General features: G+C 67.7%; 35 protein-coding genes. 18 read left to right on the forward strand and 17 right to left on the reverse strand.

Going from position 1 to position 22910, the window contains the following annotated elements:
• Positions 1-341: 341 nt before the first annotated feature.
• The 5 genes from MTDSW087_RS31005 to MTDSW087_RS24455 all read right to left on the reverse strand — a co-directional run bounded on the left by MTDSW087_RS31005 (position 342) and on the right by MTDSW087_RS24455 (position 2165).
• Positions 342-497 (reverse strand): hypothetical protein, encoded by a 156-nt coding sequence (locus MTDSW087_RS31005; RefSeq protein ID WP_238179507.1) that lies wholly within the window; start codon positions 495-497, stop codon positions 342-344.
• A gap of 158 nt (positions 498-655) precedes the next feature.
• Entirely contained in the window at positions 656-1282 is a 627-nt protein-coding gene (locus MTDSW087_RS24440; RefSeq protein WP_144767517.1) for a hypothetical protein, read from the reverse strand.
• Positions 1283-1364: 82 nt separating this feature from the next.
• Positions 1365-1589: a hypothetical protein gene (locus MTDSW087_RS24445; RefSeq protein WP_144767519.1), complete on the reverse strand. Its 225-nt coding sequence runs from the start codon at positions 1587-1589 to the stop codon at positions 1365-1367.
• A 4-nt stretch (positions 1590-1593) separates the two neighbouring features.
• On the reverse strand, positions 1594-1830 hold the full coding sequence (locus MTDSW087_RS24450) for a hypothetical protein (protein ID WP_144767521.1): 237 nt from the start codon (positions 1828-1830) through the stop codon (positions 1594-1596).
• 2 nt (positions 1831-1832) lie between these two features.
• Positions 1833-2165 carry a hypothetical protein gene (locus MTDSW087_RS24455; protein ID WP_144767523.1) on the reverse strand — a complete coding sequence of 111 codons (333 nt, stop codon included), beginning with the start codon at positions 2163-2165 and terminating at the stop codon, positions 1833-1835.
• A 642-nt stretch (positions 2166-2807) separates the two neighbouring features.
• Here MTDSW087_RS24455 and MTDSW087_RS24460 point away from each other — a divergent pair.
• The 15 genes from MTDSW087_RS24460 (at position 2808) to MTDSW087_RS24525 (ending at position 10110) form a co-directional block, all read left to right on the forward strand.
• Positions 2808-3008 (forward strand): hypothetical protein, encoded by a 201-nt coding sequence (locus MTDSW087_RS24460; protein ID WP_144767525.1) that lies wholly within the window; start codon positions 2808-2810, stop codon positions 3006-3008.
• An 11-nt stretch (positions 3009-3019) separates the two neighbouring features.
• Positions 3020-3316 (forward strand): hypothetical protein, encoded by a 297-nt coding sequence (locus MTDSW087_RS24465; protein ID WP_144767527.1) that lies wholly within the window; start codon positions 3020-3022, stop codon positions 3314-3316.
• 341 nt (positions 3317-3657) lie between these two features.
• A complete protein-coding gene (locus MTDSW087_RS30430) occupies positions 3658-3798 on the forward strand; it encodes a hypothetical protein (RefSeq protein ID WP_186383988.1) in 141 nt (46 codons plus the stop codon).
• Positions 3799-3800: 2 nt separating this feature from the next.
• A complete protein-coding gene (locus MTDSW087_RS24470) occupies positions 3801-4037 on the forward strand; it encodes a helix-turn-helix domain-containing protein (RefSeq protein WP_144767529.1) in 237 nt (78 codons plus the stop codon).
• 73 nt (positions 4038-4110) lie between these two features.
• A complete protein-coding gene (locus tag MTDSW087_RS24475; protein WP_144767531.1) occupies positions 4111-4647 on the forward strand; it encodes a hypothetical protein in 537 nt (178 codons plus the stop codon).
• Positions 4647-4877: a hypothetical protein gene (locus MTDSW087_RS24480; RefSeq protein ID WP_144767533.1), complete on the forward strand. Its 231-nt coding sequence runs from the start codon at positions 4647-4649 to the stop codon at positions 4875-4877. Before MTDSW087_RS24475 ends, MTDSW087_RS24480 begins: the two co-directional genes overlap by 1 nt.
• A 115-nt stretch (positions 4878-4992) precedes the next feature.
• Positions 4993-5283: a hypothetical protein gene (locus MTDSW087_RS24485; protein WP_144767535.1), complete on the forward strand. Its 291-nt coding sequence runs from the start codon at positions 4993-4995 to the stop codon at positions 5281-5283.
• Between the two features lie 124 nt (positions 5284-5407).
• Entirely contained in the window at positions 5408-6556 is a 1149-nt protein-coding gene (locus MTDSW087_RS24490; RefSeq protein ID WP_144767537.1) for a beta clamp domain-containing protein, read from the forward strand.
• A 94-nt stretch (positions 6557-6650) separates the two neighbouring features.
• A complete protein-coding gene (locus tag MTDSW087_RS24495; RefSeq protein WP_144767539.1) occupies positions 6651-6830 on the forward strand; it encodes a hypothetical protein in 180 nt (59 codons plus the stop codon).
• The gene (locus tag MTDSW087_RS24500; RefSeq protein WP_144767541.1) at positions 6823-7128 is read left to right on the forward strand and encodes a hypothetical protein; all 306 of its coding nucleotides are present in this window, start codon (positions 6823-6825) and stop codon (positions 7126-7128) included. The genes MTDSW087_RS24495 and MTDSW087_RS24500 overlap by 8 nt, the downstream gene beginning before the upstream one ends.
• A gap of 46 nt (positions 7129-7174) precedes the next feature.
• Complete coding sequence (locus tag MTDSW087_RS24505; RefSeq protein ID WP_144767543.1) at positions 7175-7879, forward strand: DUF5983 family protein; 705 nt, start codon at positions 7175-7177, stop codon at positions 7877-7879.
• Positions 7872-8441 (forward strand): hypothetical protein, encoded by a 570-nt coding sequence (locus MTDSW087_RS24510; RefSeq protein WP_144767545.1) that lies wholly within the window; start codon positions 7872-7874, stop codon positions 8439-8441. The genes MTDSW087_RS24505 and MTDSW087_RS24510 overlap by 8 nt, the downstream gene beginning before the upstream one ends.
• On the forward strand, positions 8434-8748 hold the full coding sequence (locus tag MTDSW087_RS24515) for a hypothetical protein (protein WP_144767547.1): 315 nt from the start codon (positions 8434-8436) through the stop codon (positions 8746-8748). Before MTDSW087_RS24510 ends, MTDSW087_RS24515 begins: the two co-directional genes overlap by 8 nt.
• 83 nt (positions 8749-8831) lie before the next feature.
• On the forward strand, positions 8832-9449 hold the full coding sequence (locus MTDSW087_RS24520; protein WP_144767549.1) for a hypothetical protein: 618 nt from the start codon (positions 8832-8834) through the stop codon (positions 9447-9449).
• Positions 9450-9579: 130 nt separating this feature from the next.
• Positions 9580-10110, forward strand: coding sequence for a hypothetical protein (locus tag MTDSW087_RS24525; protein WP_144767551.1), 531 nt, complete (start codon positions 9580-9582; stop codon positions 10108-10110).
• Positions 10111-10296: 186 nt separating this feature from the next.
• On the opposite strand, the gene MTDSW087_RS24530 is transcribed toward MTDSW087_RS24525, so the two are convergent.
• The gene (locus tag MTDSW087_RS24530; protein ID WP_144767553.1) at positions 10297-10488 is read right to left on the reverse strand and encodes a hypothetical protein; all 192 of its coding nucleotides are present in this window, start codon (positions 10486-10488) and stop codon (positions 10297-10299) included.
• A 133-nt stretch (positions 10489-10621) separates the two neighbouring features.
• On the opposite strand from MTDSW087_RS24530, the gene MTDSW087_RS24535 reads away from it, so the two are divergent.
• Genes MTDSW087_RS24535 through MTDSW087_RS24545 form a run of 3 tightly spaced genes read left to right on the forward strand, consistent with a single transcriptional unit; the run spans position 10622 to position 12493 of the window.
• A complete protein-coding gene (locus tag MTDSW087_RS24535) occupies positions 10622-11656 on the forward strand; it encodes a hypothetical protein (RefSeq protein ID WP_144767555.1) in 1035 nt (344 codons plus the stop codon).
• Positions 11646-12056, forward strand: coding sequence for a hypothetical protein (locus MTDSW087_RS24540; RefSeq protein WP_144767557.1), 411 nt, complete (start codon positions 11646-11648; stop codon positions 12054-12056). Before MTDSW087_RS24535 ends, MTDSW087_RS24540 begins: the two co-directional genes overlap by 11 nt.
• Positions 12053-12493 (forward strand): hypothetical protein, encoded by a 441-nt coding sequence (locus MTDSW087_RS24545; RefSeq protein ID WP_144767559.1) that lies wholly within the window; start codon positions 12053-12055, stop codon positions 12491-12493. Before MTDSW087_RS24540 ends, MTDSW087_RS24545 begins: the two co-directional genes overlap by 4 nt.
• On the opposite strand, the gene MTDSW087_RS24550 is transcribed toward MTDSW087_RS24545, so the two are convergent.
• The 11 genes from MTDSW087_RS24550 to MTDSW087_RS24600 form a co-directional block, all read right to left on the reverse strand.
• On the reverse strand, positions 12494-12871 hold the full coding sequence (locus MTDSW087_RS24550; RefSeq protein ID WP_144767561.1) for a hypothetical protein: 378 nt from the start codon (positions 12869-12871) through the stop codon (positions 12494-12496).
• A gap of 65 nt (positions 12872-12936) precedes the next feature.
• A complete protein-coding gene (gene dnaG / locus MTDSW087_RS24555) occupies positions 12937-14586 on the reverse strand; it encodes a DNA primase (protein WP_186383989.1) in 1650 nt (549 codons plus the stop codon).
• A 26-nt stretch (positions 14587-14612) separates the two neighbouring features.
• Complete coding sequence (locus MTDSW087_RS24560; protein ID WP_144767564.1) at positions 14613-16028, reverse strand: replicative DNA helicase; 1416 nt, start codon at positions 16026-16028, stop codon at positions 14613-14615.
• A gap of 5 nt (positions 16029-16033) precedes the next feature.
• Complete coding sequence (locus tag MTDSW087_RS24565) at positions 16034-17344, reverse strand: adenine nucleotide alpha hydrolase family protein (protein WP_144767566.1); 1311 nt, start codon at positions 17342-17344, stop codon at positions 16034-16036.
• Positions 17345-17349: 5 nt separating this feature from the next.
• Positions 17350-17976 (reverse strand): MT-A70 family methyltransferase, encoded by a 627-nt coding sequence (locus MTDSW087_RS24570; RefSeq protein WP_144767568.1) that lies wholly within the window; start codon positions 17974-17976, stop codon positions 17350-17352.
• Positions 17928-18797: a hypothetical protein gene (locus MTDSW087_RS24575; RefSeq protein ID WP_144767570.1), complete on the reverse strand. Its 870-nt coding sequence runs from the start codon at positions 18795-18797 to the stop codon at positions 17928-17930. Before MTDSW087_RS24575 ends, MTDSW087_RS24570 begins: the two co-directional genes overlap by 49 nt.
• 102 nt (positions 18798-18899) lie before the next feature.
• Positions 18900-19457 carry a RuvC family protein gene (locus MTDSW087_RS24580; protein ID WP_144767572.1) on the reverse strand — a complete coding sequence of 186 codons (558 nt, stop codon included), beginning with the start codon at positions 19455-19457 and terminating at the stop codon, positions 18900-18902.
• On the reverse strand, positions 19457-19660 hold the full coding sequence (locus tag MTDSW087_RS24585) for a hypothetical protein (RefSeq protein ID WP_144767574.1): 204 nt from the start codon (positions 19658-19660) through the stop codon (positions 19457-19459). Before MTDSW087_RS24585 ends, MTDSW087_RS24580 begins: the two co-directional genes overlap by 1 nt.
• 44 nt (positions 19661-19704) lie before the next feature.
• Positions 19705-20253: a hypothetical protein gene (locus tag MTDSW087_RS24590; protein WP_144767576.1), complete on the reverse strand. Its 549-nt coding sequence runs from the start codon at positions 20251-20253 to the stop codon at positions 19705-19707.
• Positions 20250-21239 (reverse strand): hypothetical protein, encoded by a 990-nt coding sequence (locus tag MTDSW087_RS24595; RefSeq protein WP_144767578.1) that lies wholly within the window; start codon positions 21237-21239, stop codon positions 20250-20252. The genes MTDSW087_RS24590 and MTDSW087_RS24595 overlap by 4 nt, the downstream gene beginning before the upstream one ends.
• A 100-nt stretch (positions 21240-21339) precedes the next feature.
• The gene (locus MTDSW087_RS24600; RefSeq protein ID WP_144767580.1) at positions 21340-21999 is read right to left on the reverse strand and encodes a hypothetical protein; all 660 of its coding nucleotides are present in this window, start codon (positions 21997-21999) and stop codon (positions 21340-21342) included.
• Between the last annotated feature and the right edge of the window lie 911 nt (positions 22000-22910).

The raw sequence follows: 22910 nt of genomic DNA on the forward strand, positions 1-22910 counted from the left end.
CCTCTCGAAAGAGAAGCTTCTCCACTGGCCGGCTTTTACGCCGCCCGCATCAGCACGACGCCGACGCTCCAGTGGATGGTTTTGTCACCGCCCTACACACCCATCCTTGCCGGCGGCGCCCGGGGTGCCGGCCGGGCCGATCCCGCCGTCCTTCCCGGGCAGCCCCTGCGGCCCCGCGGGGCCGGCATCGCCCTTGGCCCCCGGAAGCCCGGCGGCGCCCGGCTGCCCCGGCGGCCCGACGACGGGGCCGGCATCTACCGTGGCGCCGTCGCTGTAGGTCAGGATGAGCCGCCCGCTGGCGTTGACCGCGGTGGTGGTGATGCCGCGGCCGTCCCTGCCAGCTAGTCCTGCGGCTCCCGGGCTGCCTGGAGGGCCCGGATCGCCCGGCGGGCCTGCCTTTCCGTCTGGTCCACCTGGGCCCGCCGGACCGCGATCTCCAGGCGCTCCGTCGCGGCCTGCCGCGCCTGGCGGTCCCTGCTCTCCGGCTGGTCCGACATCGCCTTGCCCTCCCTTCTCGCCTCGAGGACCACGCGGCCCGATCGGGCCGGGCTCACCCTGCGCGCCAGGCATGCCAGGCGGCCCCGGCGTTGACGGGCGCGCGGCGGCACCGCTGATCGCGAGCGCGAGGCATATGCCGACGATCAGAGCTCGCATCTCAGCCGCCTCCGCCGTAATGGATCTCGAACTCACAGGTCAGGCCGGCGAGATCGGACGGGTAGCCCGGGATCGGCACGAGCATCGCCGATACGATGCGCTGCTGCCCTGTCATCGGGTTCTTGGCGCTGCCCACGGTCTCCGACCCGCGGCCGAAGCGCAGACCGCTGAACCTGTCGATCGTGCCCGTCGCCGACGTCACCTTCAGCACGCCCGGATAGGTGGTCGCCGTGGTCGTGATCGGGGCAAGCGCCATCACGCTGGTGACGCGCACGTCGGCCTGAGCGCAGGGGTTGAACGCGCGGTAGCTCATGCTCCCGGCCGGCTGCGTGATCAGGAACTGCTGCGGCTCCGCGGTCACGGGGAACATGAAGGAGTTGGGGGTCGCCCTGACGAAGGGCATCGTCATGACGCTGAGCGGGGCCGCGGGGCCGCACGGCACCATCTGCAGGTCGGTACCGGTGAGGCACCAGAGGGCGAAGGCCGGGATGGTCTTCGAATCCGTGTTCAGCACGGCTTGCTGAGCGGCTGCCGGCGCCGCTGCGAGGGGCAGGGCGAGCAGGCACCAGCTGATCCCTCGCCGCGCGAGGGCGCCGAAGCTCGAACCGCGGGCCATAGATGCGCGCATCGCCGATCCTCGTGTGGACCGGCTCGCTGTAATTTTTCGGTGCCGAATGCACGAAGGGCCCGGGTTGCCCCGAGCCCTCCGCTCAATCGTCGTTGTCGGCCGGCAGCTCGAAGCCTATGGGCAGGCCGGGCCGCCAGATCCCGACATGCGACACGCCCGGCTCGCAGTAGACCATCCGCCGCCAGCGGCATTCGCCGGTCAGCGTGTTGCGCTCCACCTCGCGGGCGAAGGTGCATTCGACGGTGCGCCACGCGAAGTGCGCGGCGGCCCGGCGCAAGGCCGCCTTGATGCTGCCGATCACCTGCATGGCGTCACCTCGGCGGCCAGAACCAGGAGCGGACCGTCTTCTCGTCGCCGCGGCGCACGCCGGTCATGAAGTTGACGGGCGCCATGTCGTAGAAGACCTGGAGGTTGACCTCGGAGTCGGTCCGGCCGGGCTGGTGCACGGCGGTGATGATGGCCGGCACCACCGTCTGGCCGTTCGAAGTCTCGCCGTGCGCGAGCCGCAGGTGCACGATGCGGCCGATGGTCGGGATCAGGCTGGTCACGGCTAGAACTCCGGTCCGTCGTCAGGGCTGTCGTCGGGATCGCGGTACCGAGACGCCAGGGCGAGGCGCCCCGCCGGCTCGTAGGGCTTGTTTGCCGCGAGCGCGGCCTCTTCGGTGCAGGGGGTGAAGCAGAAGAGGGAGCTGCCCGGGTAGAAGTGGGTCTTCCAGCCGCGCTCCTCGGGGTTTCCATCGATCGGCACATCGACGCGGATCATCTTCGTGCCGAACTTCTCCACCTCGCGGGTACGGCCAACATGCCGGCGGTGCCCCATCGCTTCGACGATCGCCCACTCCCAGCCGTCGTCAGGTGCGGCCTCTGCGGTCGCGTCGCTCATCAGTCCTCCGTCGAAAGCTCGGTACCGTCCGAGAAGATGATCCGGGTGCACCGCCGCCGCAGCGTGATCCACCGGGAGCGACCCGGCTGCTGCGGCGGCGGCCTCGCGAGCGGCGCGCTTCCAGGCTGCGCTACATCTCCCGCCACGACGGCCCGAGGGCTTGGGGCGGGTAGCGGCAGGATTCGAACCTGCGACCTCCGGCTCCGCAATATCGCCATCGTGTTGGCGTCGTGTCAACAACCGTTTGCGCTCTCGTCCAACCAGTGCAGAATTTGCACGAGTTCGCATGCCCGGGTTTTTTCGACGAACGCGCCGGAAAAGTGCCCGCCCCGCCGGTCCTCGCCTGTTGGCGCTAAACCTTAAACGGAGGGGCCAGGGGGTTCGAGGGGTCTGCCTCGCGTGGGGGCGGGCGGCCAGGCGGGCGTATGCGTCTTCCGCTCTGTGCGCGTCGGGTGCTGCGCGCGGTTGCAGATTTCTCGATGCGTTTGCGGTTTGACGCTTGCAACCTGCAACGCGTTGTGGCTTCATCCCCATCAGCGGCGCGCATCGGCGGGCCGCCCAACCCGATGAAAGGCGCCTCCCATGCGCTCCGCTCTCCAAGCCTCTCCCGTCTCTGTGGGCCCGGCCCTCGCTGTGGCCTCCATGCCTGCGGGCTCGCTCCCCGCTGACGGCGCCCTGATCACCTTCGACGTGGTGCCCGTGGCGTCCTGGGCCTCCCCTGGCGTGGTCTACCGCGTGGAGCGGGAGGGTTCCTATTTCTACTTCCGGAACGAGCGCACCGGCACCGGCACCCATGACAAGGCGTGGGCCGTGGCCCGCTCCACGTGGCGGCACGCGGCGTGAGGGCGGGACCGATGCGCGCTTCCCTCGTCCTCCGGGCCGCCCTGTCCCTGGTCCTGTCCTCGAGCGCGGCGACGGCCGCCCCTTGGGCTCCCCCGCTATTCCAGCCCGAGTCGGCCGCTGCCAACGCGGCCATGGGCGCCGGTCTCGTGGCCGCCCTCGCCTTCGTCGCCGCGGCCACGGCCGTAGGCGTCACCTTCGTGGCTACCTGGATGGCCGAGACCGGCGCGAGCTGGCCCGGCATGCGCGCCCCGGCGATGCCGGGCGTCCGGCGCCGCGTGATTCCCGGCGAATCGCGTCCCCATCGCTGAGGGGGCGCAGCGCCTCGGGGCCGGTCCGCCGGCCTCGCACGGTGCGCCTGACCAGCCACCCCGCGAAAGGCCGCACGCGGCCGGTTGCGGCCGGGAGTGCGAGAGATGGTTCTCTCTCTGGCAGTCTCCAGAAAGGCCAACGGCGAGTGGACCGTGAAAGTCCGCCTCGCCGTAGGGTTCTCGCTCTGGAGTTGGCTCCAGTCCTGACGGGCTGATGCCAGAGGGCGGCGGGTGGCTCCGTCGCCCTCACTCCCGAATGTAGCGCCAGGGCGGGGCGCCGTACAGCCCGCCCGATCCAGCCGCGCGCATCGGCGCCCGGCATCCTGATGAAAGGCCCTGCCATGTCCCGTCCCGAGAACCGCCCCGCCTCCGAGCCCCGTCTCCCCTACGGCAAGCGCGCCGAGGGCCGTGTGCGCCGCGCCGCCCGCCGCGCGGCCCGCTCCGCCAAGGAGTCCTTCCTCAACGGCGCCGGGAGGGCCTGAGGATGGCCGGCCTTCGCCCCACCGAGGCCGACGCCGTCATGGGGCGGCGCATCCTCGAGGCCCGGCTCGACGCGAAGATGACGCAGCGCGTCCTGGGCGCCGCAATCAGCGTCTCGGCCGCGCAGCTCCAGAAATACGAGAAGGGCGTGAACCGGCTGAGCGCCACGTCGCTCCCGCTGATCGCCGAGGCGACCGGGAAGCCGATCATCTGGTTCTTCAGCGAGCCCGAGCCGTTCTAGACCCACCAACGCGTTGAACAATTACCGACACCGGGGCGCGCAATGGCGTGCCGCCGCAACCCGAGGAATCGATATGACCTACCCAAAGCCTGCCACGGTCCCTCAGCCTGTTCAGCAGCAGCAGGGGCGGGACCGGCGCCCTGTGTCGGCGCAGGTGACGATCTGGGACAACGCCACACGCCAGGAATATACGGGCACGGATTCTCTGCCGCATGCGGCGTTCCGTGCCGCGGCAAGCATGATGCCGGATGGGCGGCTTTCGGTTCCCTCTATCGAGGCGTTTAACCACGCGACGGCCCATTATGCGAACGGTCAACCGATCAGTTCTGCATCGCGCGGGGACGTGACGGTTACGGTTCGGCGGCTCCCCGCCATGGTCCCGCAACCGTGCCAGCAGCAGCAGGCGAAGGCGAGCAAGCCTACTCCGGGGCACCGCTTCGGCGGCGCGCATATGCGCTACGTGTCCAGTTGCGAATGCGGTTGGATGTCGGCGACTCATTGCGGGAAAGGCTCACGCGGTGCCGCTTATGACGAATGGCGCCAGCACATCGACATGGTGCATCGCGATCTGAGGGCCGAGGCCACTCTCGCCCCGGGTGAGCGACGCTGATGCCGGGCGTCGCCTCGCTCTTCTACATTGAAACTCGGGATGCATCGGGCAGAGTGATTCGCCGATCCCGGGCCATGCTGGATGGCCCGGAGCTGACCCGCACCATGCAGGCCGAGATGCAGTGCGCGAGCCTGCACAATCGCTCCCGTTGCCCGTCCGATCGCTCTCGGCAGCTCGTCTACAAGATGCCGGTTCCTGTCGCGCGGCTGAAGGTCGGCCGGGGCCGCTGAAACCGAGCCTTCGGCAGCCTGAGTCCTACCGGCGGCCCGGGGAGGGGCCGCCCATAGGGTTCATGCCCTCGGGGACGAATCGTCGTCCGCCGCACCTGATGAAAGGATGCAGCCCATGAGTTCGGCGAGGATCGATGCGCGCCTGAGGCAACACGCGGGCGCCAACGGCGAGCTGACGCGCCGCCAGCGCAACATGCAGATCGAATACACCGATGCGCGCGCCTCGCTGCGCATGGCCAACCAGCGCGGCAGGGTCGACCTGGGCCCGTTCGTGGCCGTGGAGGCGCGCGAGCACGGATGGTCGGTGATCGTGCACGGCTACCACGATCAGCCCGTGATTCTGACCGTCAACCTTTTCGACGACGAGACCTTCAGCATCGAACAGCCGGGCGTGCTCGGCGGCTGAGGCCGAAGCGACCCTGCTAAAAATCACAAACAGATTGGCGTTGAAGCGCCAATTCATTGATGACTTAATGCCAACCACGGACGCGCATTGGCGTGTCTCGCTCAACCAGATGAAAGGACCCTAGATGATCCGCAACGTCTCCGCCGACCTGTTCCGCATCGTGGCTGCCTACCGCAGCACCGAGGAAACGCGTGCGTACCTGAACGGCGTCTATGTCCAGCCGCACCCGTGCGGCGGAGCCTACCTGGTCGCGACGGACGGGCACCGCATGCTGGTGGTCTACGATCGCGGTGCCGTGTGCACCGAGGCCGCCATCATCGCGTGCCCGTCCGATCTGCTCCGGGCGGCCAAGTCCAAGCCGGCGCGGGTCCGGCGCGGTGCCGGCGCGTCGGCGGAGGCGACGGGGCCGCGCTTCCTCCAGCTGGTCGACGGCCGCGCCACGGTGCGGTGCGAGGACGCCATCGTGTTCGAGGGCGCGGACAGCGGCGTGATCGACAGCACCTTCCCCGACTGGCAGCGCATCGTCCCGACCCTGGACGCGGTGCCGCCGGCCGAGCGCTCGCGGGCGCCGGCCTTCAACCCGAGCTACCTCGCGGGCTTCGGCGAGACGGCCCGCGCTCTGGCCGACACCCTCAACACCCGGGCTACGGTCCGCATCGTGCCCTGCGGCGCCGCCGCCATCGTGCTCTTCCAGGGCTGCGACGCGGCCTTCGGCGTCCTGATGCCCATGCACGGGCACGCCAACGATCCGGCTATGCCGGCCTTCCTGAACGCCCGGCCCTTCGCCGAGCCCGAGATCACCGTCACGCCCGTGGCCCGGTCCAACGTCTACGGCCACGACATCGACTCCTGGAGCTTCACGGTGACCACGCGTCGCTCGGAGCTCCACTTACCGCAGAGCGAGCGGTTCGTGTTCTCCACTGAGGCGGCGGCCAAGCGAGCGGCCAACGCCCTGCGGAAGCGGCTGGCGAAGCGGGGGATCCGGAAGCTCCCGCCGCTCTACCGCCCGGCGGTCGCGCTCTCGGACGCCTACCTCGCGGAGATGAAGCGCCGGGCCGAGGCCGTGGCCGACGCGCGGGCCGCCTTCGCCGCGGTGGAGGACTACGAGCTGGAGGCGCCCTGGCGCCGGGCGCTGGTCCAGCGGGCGGTTCCGGCCCTGCCCTCCTACGAGAGCGACACGATCCGGCACGCGGCCTTCCGCGCCGCCCTGTCGCGCCTCCCCGGGCGATCCGAGGCGGCGGCCCTCCAGAGCGCCTACGCGCTCGCGGCCTGACGAAGTCCCATCCCCTCGCAGCGCCCGGCTGCCCCGGGCGCGCCCACCCTCAGAGGCGTCTATGCGCAAGCTCTCCCGCTCGCATCGGGTCGTCATGACCCTGACTTTCGACAAGCCCTGCACCGTCCAGCACGCCACCCGCGAGGCCCGCGACTGCATCCACGGGCAGTTCTACCCGACGCAGCATCAGCCCGAGGATCCCGAGGCGTTCAAGGTCCGCGGCATCAAGCCGTTCGGCCACCGCCCGAAGACCGGAGGGGGCCGCCGTGGTTGAGATGTTGCAGGAGCCCATCGACACGTTCGAGCCGCTGTCCGAGGCCATCGACCGCGTGGCCGCCGGCATCGCCCTCGGCGCGGCCGACCAGCGCCGGCCCGGCAGCCCGTACCTCAAGAGCCCGCCCCTGACGACGCGAGAGCGGGAATGGGCCGATCGCGCCCGCCTCGCCCTCCGCCTCATCGAGGTGGTGACCAGCGACGAAGGCTTGGACCTCTCCCCGAGCCTCGACCCCGCCATGGCCGCCCTGCGCGCGATCGTCGGCGATGCCGGCCGCGCCGTCTCCCACCGCGCCTGAACCTTTCCCGGCGCGCGAGCGCCGCCCCTGATCCGCGAGCTTCCCCATGATCACCCTGACGATCGACGACTCCACCCGCCGCCTCCTGGAGCACGCCTTAGGCCGTCTCATCCCGAAGGACGCGCCCGGCTCTGGTTGTGAGATCCAGCTGCCCTGCGGCCGTTACACGGCAGCGCAGCTGACCGACGCCTACGATGCCGTCGCCGATGCGCACCACAAGCCGCTGCGGCCCTTCCTCGACATCTCGACCGCGCACCTGCGGCCCGAGACCCGGGAGCTGTGGCGGGACTGCCTGGACGCCGAGTCCTTCCCGGGCACGGTCCTGATCGGCGCCTTCGGCTGGCTCATGCACGTCCCGACCGACAACGAGGGCTGGGATTACCGCCTCGGGACCGAGCTGCCGGCGATCTTCGATTATGCCCGCGCGGCCGGCGCCGACTACATCATGTTCGATCCGGATGCCGACGCCGTCACCGGCCTCGAGGTTTTCGAGGACGAGGACGAGGGCTGCCCTGTAGGCGATCCCGACTGCCTGAGCGGTGACGGCGATTGCCATGACGCCTGTGAGGCGCCGGCCGAGGCGCCGTTCTCCCCGGAGGAAGACGCGTTCGTGCGCGCCCTGGAGGTGCAGCACTACGATGCCGGCGACATCGCCCGCATGACCTCCCGGCGGTTCGGCCATCAGCGCACGCGCAGCGCTATCGCCGTCCGCCTCGCCGAGCTGGCGATCGGGGAGGCCGTCCATGGCTGAGCGTCCGATGGTTCGCTGCGATGACTGCGAGGGCACCGGAGCCGAGGAGCACGACTGCTGGCTCTGCAAGGGCAGCCGCTTCGTTACGGTCGAGAAGGCGGTAGCCGAGCGCTACGCCGAGAGCGACCTTGAAGACGTGGAGGATGGGGAGGCCCGCTGCCCGTCCTGTTACGGCGAAACCTGCGAGGCCTGTGAGGGCTCCGGTGAAGTCGATGCCGAGTTGCCGGCGCAGGAGGAGGATCGCGTTCTCATCTGTGCGATGCAGGACGGCCATCGGATCCCGCCGCTGTTCTTCCCGAATGGCCATGGCGGCGTTTGGCGCGATGACGAGAGGCTGTTGTCGCCCAGCGCTGCGGCGCGCCTTTCGGAGCGGAGGCACCTCTTCCACCTCCGGGTTCTCGCGTTCGGGGATAGCATCAGCCTCTGGGGCGACGGGCATGCAGAGGCGAAGCTCGCATGGCGCCGGCACCGAGAGCGCTGGAAGCTCTGGATCAAGGACGAACGGCGGCGCCGAGCTGATCGGAAGGCAGCCGTTGCTGCTCGGGAGGCCGCCAATGGCTGAGCCGATCCGCCGCTACCAACTTGAGGGCGTGGACAGCGCTCCTGACGTCGAGATCACCTGGACGCACGAGGATCAGGCCGCGGCGCTCGCCGAGGGCTGGTACCTAGACGAGCTAGATGGCGCGATCCAGGCCGATCAGGAAGCCGACGCCTTCGTCTTCGACGTTCAGGCCTTCAACCACATCAAGGAGCAGGCCACCGCCGGCAGCGAGTTGCACCTCAAGGCGATGATCCTGGATGCGTGGGCCGCGCTCGGCGCCTGGGAGATGCGGTTCCGAGAGGCCACCGGGCAGACGAGGGACTGGTAGCCATCCTGATCCATTCCCATTCGGTTTGGCGAAAATCTACACGCTCTTACTCCCATCACCGCGCACGCATCAGGAGATCAGTCATGTCTGAAGTAAAGGAACCGCATCCCGAATACCCGCTCGGTGAGATTGGCATATCGGTATTCTATGAGATTGTAGGCCGCCTGTTGGCTGAAAACCGGCTTACCCGCCACAACGTCGGAACGGCAGAGCAAATCGCAATCCTACGCGAGGCGCGCGATCGGCATGTGGAGGAAGGTCGTCGCCCACCCGCCTTCCTAGGCCGTGAAGCGACACGACTTCTGCAGGAGCTAAATCTCTCGGCGCCGAGTGCGCTGAGTGAGATGGACGCGGATCAAACAGCTTCGAGCGGTGGTACCTCAGAACGAACCGCCTCTAAGGTGCTTTTCTGGCACATGCTTCGAGACGCGTCTGGGCTCCCTTACATAGAGATACTCTGGACCGAGCGCGATCAGGATGCGGCTGCGGCAGAAGGTTGGTATCTGGACACCGAAATTGGGGCCATTCAGGCCGGTCCAGAATCAGTTTTCACTCGTGTCGGATCCGCCCGTATCCGCGCCATGGTCGAGGAACGCGCGACCGCCGGAAGCGACATGCACACCCGAGCTCACCTGTTCGATCTTGCGTGCGCCATGAATGATTGGCGGCGCACGTATTGGCTGCGGCTTGATGCAAAATGACGTTGGGGGGCTTGCCCCCCATCTCTACTGAAGCCAAAATTCTGCAATACGGTATTGACCCAACGCAAATCTCAGCATCTAATCATCAACGCAGCTGGCAAGGGCCGGCTCGCAACCCGAGGAATGCGCTTTGAACGCCATCACTCCCAAACCTGCACGTCAGGAACTCATCAGCCTGGTCAAGGAATGCCAGGAGCAGCACGAAGGCGACGCTGGCGCTGCGGCTGAGGCTCTTTATGAAGCCATCCGCGCGCGGCCCGACCTGTATCAGGCCCTCGCCGACGAAATGGTCTGGGACCACTGCTCCCAGCTGATCCATAGTCGCATCGGGAGCGCCCGTCAGAGCGCTTGGGCGAAGGCCGTACAGGCGCCTTCCGGGGTGGCCCAACAGGGGGAGGGCGTGCGTGTGCTGGCTGGCGCGATGGCCGGCCTGATGGACAACTTCCCGCTCCCGAGCGGGCTGCTGATCGGCAACGCGACGCGCGACGATCTGCTGAGTGCCGCCGACATGTGGCTGAAGCGGGCAGGGACCATGCAGGCGCGCGCCGAGTTCGTGCGCCGCGTGGCCGAACGTGTGACCGGCGAGAAGCGCGTCCGGGACGTGCTGAAGGAATCCGATCTGATCGCCATCAAGGCCAGCGTGGAGGCGGCCGATGCTTGAGGATCGCAAGGAATCCGTCCGCGAGGACGGTAGGGAGAGGGCCATGAGCGGGATGGCCCCCATTGTTGGGACGCCCTCTCCCAAATCATCCGGCAGCGATGCCGGTGGCGCTCGGACCACAGCTACCTTGTCACCCACTGAAGGGTTGTCCGGCGCCAAACCTTCCCGCCGCAAGGCGGGTGGGGATCAGTCCAGAGAAATGCCGTCCACCTCGATGGGCACGACTGATCCCCAACCTATCGGCGCCTCGGCGTCGAGCGACGAGGCCAGTGTGGCTTCGGCAACCAAAATGCAGTTGCCTCGTCGCACCAGCTCCCGCGCAAGCGGGGCGTGTCGGACCACAGTACCTGCGACATCCATGCTCGGCTTGTCCGACACGCAAACTTCCCGCTCCGGCGGGGCTGATCAGGCCGCAAACGCCCCGGCAACCAGTCGTCCAGTGCCTGATCAGCAAATTTCCCGCCTAGGCGGGCAGGGGCAGGCCGAGAGTCACCCGTCATCCGAGGTAGGAGTGCCTGGCCCTGAAACCTCCGGCTCCGGCCGGGGCGACGAGAGCCAGAAGTACCGTGACGACCAAGGAAGTCATGCTCTCGTCGCCGAAATCGTCCAGCTCGGCAGGGTGCGCCGTTCGTGGATGCGGTCCCGCATCAGTCTCCAGCTCACGGCCTACGCGATCTGTCGGCGGTTCTGCGCCCCCTCTCAGGAGGAGATCGACAGCACACCTTGGGAGACCGTCAAGAAGCGCTGGAACGTCCGGGCCACGAAGCTGTGGTCCGAGGTGCAGAACGGGACCGCGGCCGACGATCTGATCATGGCTGTCGGCCCTATCCTGCCATCGATCCGGCTGCATACGCAGATGGAGGAGCCGGTCGAGCGGCGGATGACGAAGCTAGCGGGCCAGCACACTCTGTCTGCCTTCGCCAAGAGTGTGCGCGGCTTCGGCCCCGCTGGTCTGGCCAAGGTGATCGCGGAGTGTGGTGACCCGGCAGCCTATCGGTCTCCGGCGGCGCTCTGGAAGCGGATGGGGCTGGCCGTGATCGACGGGCAGCGCCAGCGGCGGGTCAAGGACAAGGATCTCGCCATCAAGATGGGCTACGTCGCTGAGCGGCGCTCCGCCATGTGGAATGTCGGTGGCAGCGTCATCGGTGGCATGGGCCGCGGCCCCCGGCCTCTGGTCGGCGAGGATGTTGAGGCCCGGGAAGATCTCACCCGGTACCAAAAGCTCTTCATCGCGCGGCTCCGCTACCTCGTGCAGCGCGGCGACGTTGATGAGGTGACGGGCAAGCCTCGGTGGTCACGGCCCCCTGTCACCGACAAGAAGACCGGCGAGCTGCGGGAAAGCTTCTCGACTCACGCGGCCAGCGAGGCCAAGCGGTATGTCGAGAAGCGCCTCCTGAAGGATCTGTGGCGCGCCGCACGAGGGTTGAACACAAGCGATGATGGAGAGGAGGCGGCGAGCAGTGGACATCCAGACGACCACGGATCTGAAGGCACTCCGGCTGCTGTTGGGACTGTCCCCGGCGGAGGCGGCGGCGATGATCGGTGAGCCGAAGGACTGGCTGGTCGACGCCGAGCGCGGGCGCTCTTGGAACATCTCGCCCAAGTATCGGGATTTTCTCCTCAGCATGGAGGAGACGGTCCAGGATTTCATTGATTGGGTGGCGGGTACCGATCACCGCTTCATCATCGCCTATCCCAACGAGGACGTGTTCCGGGCCTTCGACCCAATCTGGTCGGCTCGCTTCCCCACGGCGCTGATGCACCTATCGGCGGCCTCGCGGGCGGTGTCTGAGCTGCATGAGCGACAGCTCAACATCGTGACGCTGTTCCCGAAGGCCTTCGAGGAATACCTCGCTCATGTGAGGAAGCCGGACACCGAGGATGCTCGGCAGACCTGGGCGGCGGCCTACTGCAAGAACTACCGGACGATGCAGGCGAAGCGGTGAGCAGCCTTGCCGATCTCGCGCTCGCGATGCGTCAGGCTGCATCGCACGGAAGCCGGGGGCACAAGCCCCCGACGCCCACCCGCACCTATGCCGAGGATCCGACTGTCGCGGCGACCGCGGCCGACGTGACGACCGACCTCTGGGCGCGGATCGGCCGGAAGGTCGAGGGGGGCGCTTGGTTCTTCAGGGCAAGGGAAGAGGTGCTGGCGGAGGAGATCCCCGACATCGGCAAGGCCTACGGCCGGCCGGTCGCCAGCCGGGTCGAGCGTGCCATTCAGCAGATGGACCCGGCCAGGATCTCGCCCGCGGCCCGGGATGCCGTCAGGGCCGGCAACAGGGCCGCCGTGCAGGGCTACCTCCGCGGGCGGAGCCCGCGCGGCCGCATCAGCCTCGTGAACCGCATCAGCCTCGCCCTGTTCGGGCGGCACTTCTGGTGATCAGGCGGGCGGCAGGCAGCCCTGGATCTCCTTCCAGGTACGCTGCGCATAGTGATCGTCGCCGAAGATCGTGAATTTCGGCTGCACCTCAACGACCGCGCCCTTGCCGGCCTTTCGGATCTCCATCTCCAGCCATCGCTGTGTGGACGAGCTGATGAGGCCGACAGCAGTGATCGTGCCAACGATTCTGATGGTTTCGAGCCCGCGCAGGTCGGTCAGCGTGATCTGGTCGGGATACTCGCGATCGAGCACGCTGAAGGCGCAGGCCGCGAACCTCGCATGATCGACCGTCACCGTCCGCACGAAGGGCGCCGCGGCTGCCGGCGCGGCTGCGGCGATCGAGAGGCCAAGGCTCAGGGCGATTCGAGCAGCGATCATGCCCGAGGATCAGCACGGCACCGCCCCCTTTGGCAAGGTTGGCCTGAGGGGGCCGAAGCCGCACCTCAGGATGAGGCGTGGAAGCTCGCCCGCAGGGTCCGGCGGCTCGACTGCGCAGCACTCAGGGACATGGCCGCCTGGAAGGCCTGGAGATCCAGCCGGAGCACGAAGGAGGGCAGGGGCTGCGGTAAGGCCTGCCGGAGGATAGCGATGTCCCGCTCCTCGGGCCCGGCGATCGGCGCGTTCCCGGCCGACGCGTTGGTGATCATGCGCTCCTGCACCGCCTGCGCGATCGGCGCGGCCAGCCGTAGGGCGCTGAAGCGTTCGAGCTCCGCCTCCAGATACTCGGGGTGCTCGATGATGGCGATGATGAGGGCGGCCTCGCGCGGCGGCACGGTGGGCCGGAACCGGCGCTCAATCTCGCTGGGCCCGAGCTGCGGGCGAGCCATGCCGAGGCGGCGCGCGCGGCGCCCCAGCTCGTCCGTGAAGGCGCGCCGCATGGCGGGCTCGCCCACCACCTCGAGGCGGCTGCGGATCTCGGTCTCCAGCTTCGCTCGGTCCTCGGGCCCGTCGCCGGGAGTCTCCTTCCTGAGGATCTGCCAGAGGCGGTCGACCGTGGGCTGTGCCGAGCGCAGGACGCTGCGGATGCCGTTCGTGCCGGCGCTGCGCACCAGGGTGTCCGGGTCGGTCCCGGCCGGCATCACGGCGAAGGCGATGCGCCGGTCTCCGGAGATCCAGGGGAGGGCGGTCTCCAGCGTCCGGTCCGCGGCGCGGCTGCCGGCGTCATCGCCATCCGCCATGTAGAGGACCATGGGCGCCGCGCGCCATAAGGCATGCAGGTGCTCCACCGTCATGGCGGTACCGAGCGGCGCCACGATGTTCTCGATGCCGGCCTGCACGCAGGAAGCCACGTCGATATAGCCCTCGACGACGATGGCGACGCCGCTGCGCGCGATCTCCGCACGGGCCCGGTCGATGTTGTAGAGGTTGCGGCCCTTGTCGAAGAGCGGGGTCTCCCGGCCGTTCAGGTATTTCGGTTGGCCGCCCTCCATGGCCCGGCCGCCGAAGGAGATGACCTCGCCGGCCCGGTTGCGGATCGGGAAGGTGATCCGGCGGCGGAAGAAGTCGCGCTTCGGGGCCGTGGGGTCCTCGGGGTCGGTGGCGAGCCCGACCGCGACCGCGTCGGCGGTGCTGAACCCATGGTCGGCAAGGTGCTCCAGGAGCGCGCGGCCGCCATCCGGCGCCCAGCCGATGCCGAGCTGTCCCACGATTCGGCGCCGAAGGTCCCGCCGCCGCACGAAGGCGATGGCCTCCTCCGACCGGCGGAACTGGTCGACGAAGAAGGCCTGCGCGCACTCCAGCACCTCGATCGCCGAGGCGCGGGCCACCTTCGACTCCGCGGTCTCGCGCGACACCCCATCCCGGGTCACATCGACGCCGGCATCCGCGGCCAGGCGCTCCACGGCCTCCGGGAAGGTGCAGCCCGACAGCTCCATCTCGAAGTCGAAGATGTTGCCGTGCTTGCCCGAGCTGAAGCAGTGCCAAAAGCCCTTTTGGTCGTTGACGAAGAAGCTCGGCGTCTTCTCCTTGGTGAAGGGTGAGAGCGCGCGCCACTCGCGGCCGGCGCGGCGCAGCTGCACGCGTTGGCCGACGACCTGGGAGACGGTCAGGCGCTCCTTGATGCGCTCGATGGTGTCCGGAGTGATGCGGGGCATACGCAGAGTCTCCTCACGATGCGGGTTCACCACCGCGCCATCTCTTCGGCAGCGGAGAGGGGGAGTTCCTTCAAGCCAAGATCTCGGAAGCGCATGGTCTCGCCGATGAACTGGCATTCCTGAGTTTGATAAGCTTTTCCGCCGCGGCGCTTGCCGTTAATGATCTCGGCTTTGCCCTCTAGGAGGGCCATCTTGTCCTGCCACTTCTTCACATCGAGCGAGTCCGGGTTCGTCATGTCCGGCTTGCGCTCGGCGTGCGCGATCTCAGGGCGGTGCGTGAAGATGATCCAGTCGGCGTGCGGCTCAATCGACGAGTAGAACATGAGATCGCCGGAGCGTGGCCGGCCGTCGTCGCGCGACCGGACCTCCTTGTTCATCTGCGCGAGAGCGATCACCGCGATGCCGAGTTCCTTGGCGATCTTCTTCAGCTCCTCCGCTGCCTTCGCGGTGATGTCAGAGCGTTCCTGCCGCTTGAACGAAGGCTCGATGATGTGGATGTGGTCCACGATCATCCACTTGATGCCGAACTTGTGCTTGTAGCGAATCGCGCGGGCACGGATCTTCTCGATATCCATGCGCGGGCTCTTGTCGATCCAGACCGGCAGCCTGCGAAGCTCGCGCGCGGTAGTATCGAGCTGTTCGGCGTCGGCGATGTTGATGCGGGCGTGCTCGATCCGCCATGCCGGGATGTCGAGATGCTGCGACATGGAGCGGATCGCCCACTCCTCCCCGTCCATCTCCAGGGACTGGATGTAGCCGGGTGCCTGCGTCCCGAATTTCTCTGCCGCTTGGCCGACGAGCGCGGACTTCCCTGACCCCGGCCGGCCGCCGACCACACCGAGCTTGCCGGGCAGAAGCGGGCCCGCGACATTGTCCACGGCGGTCAGCCCCCACTTGATGCCGTTGGTCTCGGCGGAGGGACGGTCGAGGGCTGCGATCGCCCTCGAGGTGGCGAGCTGCGCCCACTCGCCGATGGTGCGGACCGCGCTGACATCGACCTTTGAGGAATTCAGGATCTGGACGTCCGCCTCGTCGATGACGAGCTGCGCCGACATGAGCGGGTCGAGCCGGCCGATCCTCGTGATGCCGTCCACTGCGGCGTCGATCCAGCGGCGTCGGCGGGCGAGATCGCGGACCTGTTTCGCGTAGTGGATGGTGTCACCGAGATCGATGACGGCATCCATCAGCACCTCGATATAGTCGGGCTTGACCCGCACGCCCTTGTCGTCGGCCTGTAGGAAGTCCAGCACGATGGCGGCGTTCACCCGCTTGCCGGTGTCCACGAGCAGGTTAATCGTCCGGAAGAGGGCGGCGTGCGTCCGGTCGTAGAAGTCCTCGCCGCCGACCTCGGCCGCGATGTCGTGATAGATCTCGTCGCGCACGAGCAGCGCGCCAAGGATCTGCTGCTCGGCCTCGATGTTGTATGGGGTCGGGATCTGCATGATCTTTAGACCATCAGCGGCTGCACGGTCCCGTCCGGGAACACGGCATCGAGCGGCGTGTCAGCGGTCGGTTCGTCACCCTCCCAGCCCTGGGGCCAGGTGCCGGCCGCTATCAACTCGCGGATGCGCGCCTCCTCCTCGGCGTTGAGCAAGTCGAGGCGGGGCCGGCCCTGCGCATCAGCGGCTGCGTTCACCTCCGCCTGGATGGCCAGGATCTCGCCGAGAGCCCACAGCCGCGCCTCGAAGGTAAGCGGCCCCATCCGCTGCGGGTTCTTGGCGAGCGAACCGTCCTTCAGGATCTCGGCACCCGGCTTGCGCAGCCGGTTCTCTGGCCGCCGTAGCGCCCGATAGATCGGCCGCAGGCGCTTTTGCGGCGCGAGGTAGGCCCAGGCCGGCTGCTTGAGGACGTTGTCGAGCGCCGTATCCTTCTCGGTCAGCGGGCAGCCGTTGCAGCCCGTGCGTGCGTTAAGGTCCTCGGCATCATCACCGCCATAGGCGTCGGCGATGCCGGCGGTTGCCCAGCCGCCATAGGCCGGCATCGGCGCGAAGATCTTCAGCCAGTCCCAGATGTTGCAGACGCGCCAATGCAGGCAAGGCGCGAGCGTCGCGATTCGGCCGCGGATGCCCTTCGCGTTCGGCAGCACCTGCTGATACCAGCCCTGGCCGCACTCAGCACCGTCCTTCGAGCAGCTCATCTCGATGCGCCGGTCGCGGATCGCGCTCTCGCCCTGGCGCACGCCCGTGATCATCAGGACCGTAGCCGCCTCGCTCGCCGGGATGACGAAGCTCTCGCCGTCGGCGCCGCGGACGACGTGGTCGAGCGGCGGGCCGCCATTGTGGCCGAGGTCGTCGGCCGGCGCTGACACCAGGTCAGCCTCGATCGCTGCCGCCATCGGATCAACCTTGATCTGGCGGGTGCACCAGCGGAGCGTGTTGTTGTTCGGCGGCGGCACGCCCCGGCCAAGGATGTAGACAAGGAACCGTTTGTCGAGCGGAGCCGTCACCACGCGCAGGCGGATCCAGGGGTAGCGCGCGAGCTGCGCCATGATCTCGGCCGCCGCGATCGCGAGCGGGGTCAGCTCCTGCCGGGTGTCGGCGTAGTAGACGGTCAGCGTCTCGGGACGGTCGAGCTGGCCGGTCTCGATCAGGTGGATGACGAGCGTCAGGGTCGCGGTCGAATCCTTGCCGCCGGACCACGCGATGCACCAGTGGCGATGCGTCGAGCCATAGGCCCGGAGCGAGGCCAGGGTGAGAGCGACAGCATCGTCATAGACGAGCCGCTGAGCCCCCGCCGCGAAGAGGTCGTGTTGGCTCATGGCGGTCACCCGACCACGTCGAATTTGCCGACCTCGTCGCCCCACACGTCCCAGCCGGGACCGCTGGAGCGGCTGTAGAGCTCGACACCCTTGGCCCCGGTGTAGCGCTCGACGCGGCGGCGCAGCTCGGCCGGCTTGCGGGAATGCTCCCAGCGCCGCGTGACGATCACCTGCCGGACGTCGGTAGCGATGCGCTTCGGCGCCCCACGGCGGGCGAGGATCACCAGCTCGGCGTTCTGCCGGGTGGTGAAGCCGTTGCCCATGAAGAAGACCTCGTCCCACGAGTCCGCGTAGCGAATCGCGTCGGGGTCGTTGGTCTTCAGCCAGACGAAGGCGAGAGAGGAAGGCTTGAAGCCCCACGCCTTCAGCACCTCCACGTGCATCCCGGCGGCGACCATCGGGCCCGTCGTCCAGAGGAACAGGTGGCAGTCCGGCGCAGCGAGATCCGCGACCGGGTCGGTCATGATCTCGGAGAGAGGACGCGTCCTGTAGTGCTGGCTCGGCGACCGGCCTTGCCCAGCCTCGGACCTGGTGGTGAAGCTCCAGGGCGGGTCGGTGATGATGACCGGGTAGCCGTTCCGCTTCAGCCCGGCGAAGAAGTGGCCTGCCGGAAGGCGCTCGCCGTCAGCCATGTGCGGCCCCCGTAATCTCGGAAGCCTCGGTCGATGTAGCCGGCGCAGGTGGCTGGACCGAACAGGTCGAGCTGACCGCGATCGAAGAACGTCCGCTGAGGAGGCTTGGGCTCCAGGACGCGCGGGCCACGCCGCATGCGAACGGGAAGAGGCGGGAGGCCGGCGAGATCAACACCGTCGATGCCAGCCCGTACCTTCGGGCGGCCCCGGGTCCTCGCTGCGGTGACGGGCTTCTCCCGCTTCGGTCGGCCTGCGGGAACGGCAACACGTTGCTCGACGCGCGGCTGCGCGCGCGGAACTGCACGATCTTCATTGCTTCTCAGCGTCCGGTCGTTCGGGATGCCGGCAGCTGCAGGGGCCCTACTCCCCTCGTCCTGAAGGATCGTCCGCTTCCGGCATTCCGGGCAGTACGAGCTCTTCTCGGCAACGTCGGCACCGCAAACGATAAGGCCGATGCCCGACCCGCGCAAAGGGAATCTGCAGCTTTTCGCAAACGCGTTGATGATTAAGACAGCCGTTGGCGGAAGCACCTCCGGCTCGGGAAGGTCCACGGCCAGGACGGGCTTCGGCGGCCCGTCGCTCTTCTTCCGGGGACGGTTCCAGGGCGACGAGCTGCGGCGGCCCCGCCGGCTCTTGCGGGCTAACGCACGGGGATCCTGAGCCCTTTTCGCCCGGTCTATGACGCAGTTGACCGCGTTCGGAGTGAGGTAGGCGCCCAGCTCTCGGTAGACCCGCGCGGCGATCGTCGCCGAGTCGTGCTCCCCACAGAGGCTCAGGATCAGCTCGTTGCGGTCGGTCGTCTTGGGCGCCGCGGCTGCCATCGGCATGTTCCGCCTGATAAAATCATCAACGGATTGATGATTTAGCGCGGACGATGATGATGGGCAACATGATGGGCGGATGGCCTCGGGCCATCCTGTGCATCATAGGGTCGTCATCTCGAAGAGCGGCAGGCGGTCGAGGGTGACGCCGGGCTCGATCTGCTCGCAGCCCCACTCCCAGATCAAGCAGGCCTCGGCCTCGTCCTGAGAGCGGATCGGCCAACCGCGCTTGTCGCAGGTCTTGATGGCCTCCTGCTTCAGCCACTCGCGGCCATCCTTGAAGGGCCGGACATCCTTCGGGGCGTTGCCGCGGCCGAGCGCGTACTTTCGCCACACCGTCGATTCGACCAGCGTGATGCGCTCGGCGCCGATCCCCTCCTTCTCGCAGGCCATCAGGATCGCAGCCTGATACCCGTACCCGAGGCGCACCACCTGGATGTCGAACCTGCTCGGATCGGTCTGGATGTAGGGCGCCTCCAGAATGACCATGTCGATCTCGTAGACGCCGATTAGGTTCCGGATGCGGCCCTCCAGGGTCGCGAAGCGCCGGCCGTTGGACATGCCGGAATCGAGGCGGATGGTGCCGCTCTTCGGTTGCTGGCCGGGTAGCCCGTAGGCGTACCCGGCCGCACTGCCGGGATCGATGCCCAGCACACGCATCAGGCGGCCGGCGCCTGCTCGTCGGCGAGCTCGGTCCCGATCTCGGCGTCGATGATCGTCATGGCCACCGCCATCTTGCCGCCCACGATCACCACCCCGGCGTTCAGCACCTGCACCTCGACATCGCCGACGCGCACGCGCTGCACCCGGGTGTCCTGTCCCTGGATCAGGGTGACCTTGGGCTTCTCGATCGTTTCGCTCATGCTGGCTCTCCCGTGGGCCCGATGCCCGGTTCAGCGGTACCGTTTCAGGCCGAGACGATCTTGAAGGGGCCGCGGACGCCGGCACTCATCTGCTCGGCGGCCATCAGCGCATGCTGCACCCGACCCTCAGGCGTGTGGATGCCTTCCGACTTCTCGTTCGCCCACAGCGCACCGAGGGCGATCAGGTCGCCGCAGCCCACCGCATCGAAGCGGAGTGAGGCGCGCGCCACCTGGAAGTCGTCCTGGATGGTGTAGAGCCGCCCCTTGCGACCGATCAGGAAGGTGCCACCTTCCTCGACCGCGTTCTCCACCTTCGTGTACCCGCCGGCTTTCAGGCAGGTGCGCACGGCGTCCATGAAGGTGGTGACCATGAACTCCATGTCGTCCTGGCCTTCCGCCTGCCGCGGCAGCACCAGGGCGTAGTGGAGCAGCTGGCCCATCCGGAACGAGGAGGTGAAGCCCATGACGACGCCGTCCCGGGCAAAGACCTTCTCGTCGGCGCGCACCGTCAGCGCGTAGCGGGAGTCCACACCGGCGCTATCGCCGCCGATGTAGACCCGGCCCTCGTGTTCGAGGCCGACGATGCACGTCACGCGTCGAGCGCCTTGATGCCCCGGCCGAGCAGGTGGCCCTGCGCGACCTTCCAGGTCTCGTTCCAGGCCTGGTGGCAGGGGTCGTTGATGTCGGGATACGGGTTGCTGCTCATGTCGGCGCCGCGGTACCCGGCCTGGTACCCGGCCTCCTTGGCGTGGTTGACCCGCTTCTCGTGGGTGTCCCGATCCTCCTCGCCGAACACATGGATGTGCGCGGCAGCCGGCAGATGGACCGCGCGGCGGTAATCGTTCTCCCGGTTGATGTTGTCGGTCAGCTCGTCCGGCGACATCTTGAGTTCGTCGAGCAGCTTGTTCAGCGTCTTGGTGTCGACGCCGTCGTCCTTGGCCTTCTTGACCTTCTCCCGCAGCTTGCCGGTGGCCGAGGCCACGGCCTCCTTCGCCGCGCGGATCACGCCGAGGTGGCGGAGGATGGTCGACTCGGACACGCCGCCGTTGTCGCCCTTGCGCAGGGCGCGCTTCGGGAGCGGGGCCTCCTCGTCGTCGGCAGCCGCCTTGGCATGCGCGAACCCATCGGACGGCCGCGCCGCGGCCGGCGCGTTGCCGGCCTTGGCCTCGCGGTACTCCGTCATGTGGACGGCATGCTTCCCGGCCTCGCGCTGGGACGCCTTGGTGGTCGTCGGCTTGCCGCCGTTGACCGGCTCGGTCGCGATCCGGGTGATCGGGAACACCTCGCCCAGCGGATCCTTCGAGCCGTGGAGGCGCACGCGCGCGTTCGTCGCATCCTCGATCGAGAGGAGCGTGCCGTTCTTCTCGCTTTGGTTGCGCTTCGTGCCGAAGCGGACCCGGGCGACGTCGCCGACTACGAGGGGCTGCTCGGTGAACCCGAGCACATCCTCGGCCGTGTGGCCGGAGGCCTGGCGCTCGAGCACCTGCTCGGCCGCCCGGGTATCCGCGTCGTTCGCCTTGTAGGGAGGTTCGGGGTCCATGAACCCGGTCCCGTCCCCGTCGCCTTCGGTGGTGGGCATGGCGCCCGGCTCGGGGGAGGGTTCGCCTGCGGAACCCTGAGAGGATCGATCCCGCAGGAAGCGCGGCATCCCGGTGTCGGGATCGCCGCTGCCGATCGGATCAGCGTTTGCTTCGTGTGACGCGGGAACGGACTTTTCGGTCATTGGCGGGACGCCCCTGGCTGGAGGACTCCACCCCGTCTTCATTTCCGCCCTTGTCGCGCCGGAGGTTGCGGAAATCGTCGGGGTTCAACTCGCCACGCTCCGCCTTGTTCATGGTCTCCGCGATGGACTCGAGCGTATCAAGCCGATAGCTCTCTCCAGCCTCGACCCTCGTGATGATCCGATGGTCGTTATTACCGGCCTTCAAGAGGGCGATCTGCCCCCACTTCGGGTTCCGGTCCAGAAACATCTGCAAATCCGCCAAGAACATCTCGGCAGCGCGGGGCTTATAGCCGCCATACTGCGGCTTGCCATCTGCATCCATCGTCGGACCCTCAATACGCCAACCCGTCCCCCGCGTATCCCAGGTCACCTCGGGCGTTGCAGAGTTGACGCCACCATGACCGGGCTTCACCACCAACGCAAGGCTTATCGTCAATCCGTTTGCGTTTTGCGGGGCAATCTCGATCACGTGCTCTTCCGTGCCCTCGACCTGCGCGTTGTCGGCAGGCACCAGCACGTTCAGCGGATCCAAGGGGTTCCCGCTCTTCTTGGGCGCAGCGCTCTCGGTCGGCGCGCTGCCTCCGGTCCGCGAATTGAAGCCGATGATCGGTGCCATGCAGGTCTCCCTTGCTGATCGTCCGGAAGGCGCCGGGTGAGGATTCTCACACCGCCGTGCGTTGGCGACGTTGCAGCATAAACGCCAATCTGGCGCAAGGCTCAGACGCCTGCAGCCGCAGCTTGGATCAATTTCGTGAACGGATCGCCGTGTGATCGGTCGCTGTGGTTGTGCGATCGGGCGCCGCTCGCGCGCGGCGGTTGCGCTACATCCGGAATCGCTCAGAAAACGGAACCGTGATTCTTCAACATCATCAATTTTAGGGACGGAACCGTTCTGCCTTATCCTTAAACCAGGGGTTCGTGCTGGATGGTGAGGGAGTGTATCCCGCAAGACGAGACCTAGCCCTCTCCTCAAAAAAGGAGAAGGAGGCGTCTTGCGGGGATTCTGCGTGCCGGACGGAGCCGGGAGTTGCAGAGCCCGCGCCACCAGCGGGAACGGTCCCTTGGCGACGAGCGACTTTTTCAGCAATCCGTTGCTGGGAGATCGGGGCATGTGCTCTCTCGACGAGACCCCTTGGGCTTGATCTCCATCCCACGCTGGCCCAGCCAGTCGAACGCACCGCGCCGGTTCCCGGAGATGCGATCCGCGGCAATGGCGTTTTCGGGTCCAGACGTGGGCAGAAATCATCAACGCAAGCATCGGCCCGCCTTGAGCGGCTGAGCGCAGACAGCTATATTGTTGGAAGACCGGCCGCGTCCGGCAGCACCTGCCTTTCTCAACCTTCGCGGCTCCTACACCGCGTCGGTCTGTTGGGGTTGGCGGGTTTCAGCGTCCAGGGATCGAGAGATCCGTTCGGGTTTGGGGGCCGTCCTTCGGGGCGGCCCCTTTCCTTTTGTGCCGCACCACAAACCGTTGCGCAATAGACGCCAACGCGTTTGCGTTTGTTGACGATGAAACGCCAATCGTGC

Source organism: Methylobacterium dankookense (assembly GCF_902141855.1).
GTDB classification, from domain to species: domain Bacteria; phylum Pseudomonadota; class Alphaproteobacteria; order Rhizobiales; family Beijerinckiaceae; genus Methylobacterium; species Methylobacterium dankookense.